Origin of the sequence: Microbacterium sp. (assembly GCF_030149085.1) — a bacterium.
Taxonomy (GTDB): domain Bacteria; phylum Actinomycetota; class Actinomycetes; order Actinomycetales; family Microbacteriaceae; genus Microbacterium.
On the sequence record NZ_JASBSF010000230.1, the window covers coordinates 1 to 4341 of the forward strand.

The 4341-nt window shown below is 61.4% G+C and carries 3 protein-coding genes; all 3 read left to right on the top strand.

Annotated elements, in window-relative coordinates; all coding sequences use genetic code 11:
• On the top strand, positions 1–1659 hold a 1659-nt coding region (locus Q1V87_RS09370), incomplete at its 5' end, for a C-terminal helicase domain-containing protein (RefSeq protein ID WP_300591963.1).
• Positions 1656–2321: a DUF4391 domain-containing protein gene (locus Q1V87_RS09375; protein WP_300591965.1), complete on the top strand. Its 666-nt coding sequence runs from the start codon at positions 1656–1658 to the stop codon at positions 2319–2321. The genes Q1V87_RS09370 and Q1V87_RS09375, both read left to right, overlap by 4 nt.
• Positions 2322–2338: 17 nt before the next feature.
• Positions 2339–4222 (top strand): site-specific DNA-methyltransferase, encoded by a 1884-nt coding sequence (locus Q1V87_RS09380; protein ID WP_300591967.1) that lies wholly within the window; start codon positions 2339–2341, stop codon positions 4220–4222.
• The last annotated feature ends 119 nt before the right edge of the window (positions 4223–4341 follow it).

Genomic DNA, 4341 nt, shown 5'->3' on the forward strand with positions numbered 1-4341 from the left:
GTCTACACACCACTCAGGTACGTCTTTCCGAGCCGCATCAGCAAGTACGAGGACCTCTACAACGTCACGACTGGAAACGCTCGCTCGAACCTCGGCCAGAAGGGGCGCGAAGAGGGGCTGAAAAAGCTCATGACGGTGAACCTGCTGAAGCGGCTCGAGAGCTCGGTCGAAGCCTTCCGACTCACACTGGCGAAGATCGAGGATGCCGTCGACAGCACCCTCACCCGACTGAACAACCATGCGGGAGCTATTCCCGAGATCCGCGACCTCGACGATCTCGATTTCGACCTTGACGATGAGGACGATGCCAACGTCGCGGCGTTGTCGTTCGGCGAGAAGATCAGGATCGACCTCGATGATGTCGACATCGAGTCCTGGCAGCGCGATCTCTGGAACGATCGCGAGACCCTCCGTGAGCTGCTCGACGAGATGCAGAAGGTGACCCCTGAGCACGATCTCAAGCTCCGCAAGCTCCGGCATCTCGTCGAGCAGAAGGCGGAGAGTCCACTCAACGCCGACAACCGCAAGGTCGTGATCTTCTCCGCCTTCGCCGACACGGCGAACTACCTCTATCGCGAGCTTGCGCCGACGCTCCAGCAGGCGGGGCTCGAAAGCGCCGTGATCACAGGCGGTAGCCACGGCGCGAAGTCGACGCTCGGTACAGGCTTCGACTTTCAGCAGATCATGTCGATGTTCTCCCCGCGGTCCAAGCAGCGTCACCTAACGATGCCCAATGAGACGCGCGACATCGATGTGCTGATCGGCACCGACGTGATCAGCGAGGGTCAAAACCTGCAGGACTGCGACTACCTCGTCAACTACGACATCCATTGGAACCCGGTGCGGATCATCCAGCGGTTCGGCCGCATCGACCGCATCGGATCGACGAACGAGGTCATCCAGCTCGTCAATTTCTGGCCCGACATCTCTCTCGACGAGTACATCAACCTCAAGGAGCGCGTCGAGAACCGGATGGTCATCGCCGATCTCGCCGGCTCGGCCGACGACAACGTGCTGAACCCTGAGGACTCGGACGCTGCGTTCCGCAAGGAACAGCTTCGTAAGCTGCAGAGCGAGAACATCGAGCTCGAGGATGTTCGTACGGGGGTGTCGATCACGGACCTCGGTCTCAACGACTTCCGCATGGATCTATTGGCCTACATGGACGAGTACGGCGACATCGCGACAGCGCCGCGCGGTTTGCACGCAGTCATCCCCGCGGACCCTTCCAAGGGTCTCCTGCCGGGTGTGATATTCGCACTGAAGAACGTCAACGCCGATCCCTCAGTGAACCGGGGAAACAGGCTCCACCCGCACTACCTCGTCTACGTGGACGACACGGGTGAGGTCATCGCCGACCACACCGAGGCCAAGCGGCTCCTCGACCTTGTTCGTGCAGGATCACGTCCATACGACGAGCCCGTCGCCGACGTCACCCACATCTTCAATGAGGCCACCCATGAGGGTTCGGATATGGGCGAGTACTCGGCGCTCCTGACGGATGCGATCCGGTCGATGATCGACATCACTGAAGAACGCGACATCGACAGCCTGTTCAGTGGTGGACACACCACTGCCCTCACGCAGCAGATCGCAGGGCTCGATGACTTCGAGCTGATCGCCTTCATCGCGGTCGTCGGTCCGGCGGCCGCAACGTGAACGACATCCTCTACCAGTGGCCTGCGGGCACAAGGTACGGCGGGCGTGTGCCGAAAGAGAAGCTCTATGAGAACGGGCCTGTCAACGCAGCTCTGCGCGAGAAGTTCGTCTCGGACGTTCAGCGCATCACGTGGACGCACAAACTCGCCGAGGAGACCATCAATCTGCCGAGCACCCCAGCCGTGCCCGAGATCGAGGTCTTCCAGATCGACAGCAAACGCGACGACATTGTCGACGCGGTGCTGGCCGTGATCGACAAGGCCGTTCCGAATCCGATCATCTTCGAGATCACTAGGGAAAGTGGGGGGCGCAGCGAAGTCCGGATGGTCGCTGCCCACAAGCCTCGCGGGACTGCGGCCCCGAGGGTGCGGGCCTACTACTCGACGCGATGGATGCCAGCGGAGGCTCCGCGCGTACCCTTGCCGACCGCGATTTCACTGCCCGCCCTGTACGCCGAGCTGCTCGCCCCGCTGACGCCCATCGACACTCGGGCGGGCGAGGACGTGTCAGAGGTGGGCGCGAGACTGGAAACGGTGCGTCGGCTGCAGCGAGAGATTGTCGCGATCGAGCGCAAGATCCGCTCGGAGCGTCAGCTCAATCGAAAGATTGAACTACGCCGAACGTTGAAGGCGAAGCAAGCAGAACTGGAAGAGCAGAAGTGACCATGGAGAAGCTCCGAATGACGTCCCCCGACCTCACGCAGGCGAACATCGAGAAGCTCGCCGACCTTTTCCCGACCGTGGTCACCGAGTCGGTCGATGAGAGTGGCGCACCTCGTCGTGCCATCGACTTCGACCTGCTGCGTCAAGAGCTCGCGGACCACATCGTTGAGGGACCGCAGGAGCGCTATCAGCTCGACTGGCCCGGCAAGCGCGCCGCCGCGGTCGCCGCGAACGCCCCCATCGCCAAGACGCTTCGACCCGTTCGTGAGGAGTCCGTCGACTTCGATACGACGAAGAACCTCTTCATCGAGGGCGACAACCTCGACGCACTGAAACTCCTGCAGGAGTCTTACCTCGGTAAAGTCAAGCTGATCTACATCGACCCGCCGTACAACACCGGCAACGACTTCGTTTACGAGGACGACTTCGGGACGACAACGCGCGACTACCTAGCCGAATCGGGGCAAGTGGGGACAGATGGCACGCGGTTCGTTGCCAACACCGAGTCCAACGGGCGGTTTCACTCCGATTGGCTGAGCATGATGCTCCCGCGGCTCAAGCTCGCGCGGACGATGCTCTCTCCGGACGGGGTGATCTTCATCTCGATCGACGACCACGAAGTGGCGTCACTGCGGAAGGTGGCTGACGACGTTTTCGGCGAGCGCAACTTTGTCGCGTCCGCCGTCTGGCAGAAGCGCACCTCCCCGGAAGCGCGCAAGCGACTGGCAGCGGGGCATGAGTATGTCCTCGTCTACGCCAGAGATGCCAGCATGATCGAAGATGCTCTCTCACCGCTGCCCTTGGATGAGAAGGATCGCTCGGCGTTCTCGAATCCTGACAACGACCCTCGGGGCCCGTGGGTGTCATCCGACTTCACGGCGCCGGGCTACAGACCAAACCAGATGTATGCAATCACCACGCCCTCCGGCGCCGTAGTCAGCCCACCTCCTGGCAGGTGCTGGATGAATCTCGAAGACGAGTACAACAAGCAGGTAGCAGAAGGACGCTTCTGGTACGGGCCGGACGGCACAGGCATACCCCGCCGCAAGACCTATCTGGCCGAACGTAACGGCAAGTCCGCCTGGACATGGTGGCCCAACTCAGAGGTCGGCCACACCCAGGAGGGGACGCGTGAGGTCCGGGCGCTGTTCGATAAGAACGGTGAGACGTTCTTCGATTTCCCCAAGCCCGTACGACTCATTGAACGGGTCGTGCAACTCGCAACACGAGCCGACAAGGAAGATGTCGTCGTCGACTTCTTCGCAGGCTCTGGGACGACAGCGCACGCTGTAATGAGTGCAAACCTTGCAGACGGCGGGAACCGACGGTTCGTTCTTGTCCAGATGCCCGAACTGCTCGACGCCAACTCTGCCGCAGCCAGGGCGGGGTATCACTCGATCGCGGATATCTCCCGCGATCGAGTTCGTAGAGCTGGCTCCGCTGCGACCAACCGGGCGGTCGCAAGTGAGTTCGTGTTCGACTTTGGGTTCCGGTCACTTCGCATCGACACCACAAACATGACCGACCTGGATGCCACCGCTGACGACTTGGTACAAGCCTCGCTCGTGTCAGCGGTCGACAGCGTCAAGCCTGATCGGACCAATGAGGATCTGCTCTTCCAGGTGCTCCTCTCCTGGGGGCTCGACCTTAGCCTGCCGATCCAGCGCGAAGCGCTTAAGAGAGAGAGAGAGAGAGAGAGAGAGATCTTCCGCGTCGACGACGACGCACTCGTTGCGTGCTTCAGCGAGGAGGTGTCCGCTGATGTGGTCACCGAGATCGCGAGACTTCAGCCGTTGCGTGCAGTCTTCCGGGACTCGTCCTTCAAGTCCGACGCGGACCGCATCAACGCCGAGCAGATCTTCCGTGAGCTCTCGCCCGGGACGGAAGTCAAGACCATATGATCTCGTCGTTCTGGGCGGTGATGCGTGATGGAGAAGCGCGCACTGCATTCGCCCGACCTCACGGAACGCAACATCGAGCGCATCGCCGAGCTGTTCCCCCAGGTCATCACGGAGTCGAG

Coding starts and splice junctions, on each gene's coding strand:
- Q1V87_RS09380 (WP_300591967.1), top strand. CDS start 2,339: ATGACGTCCCCCGACCTCACGCAGGCGAACATCGAGAAGCTCGCCGAC.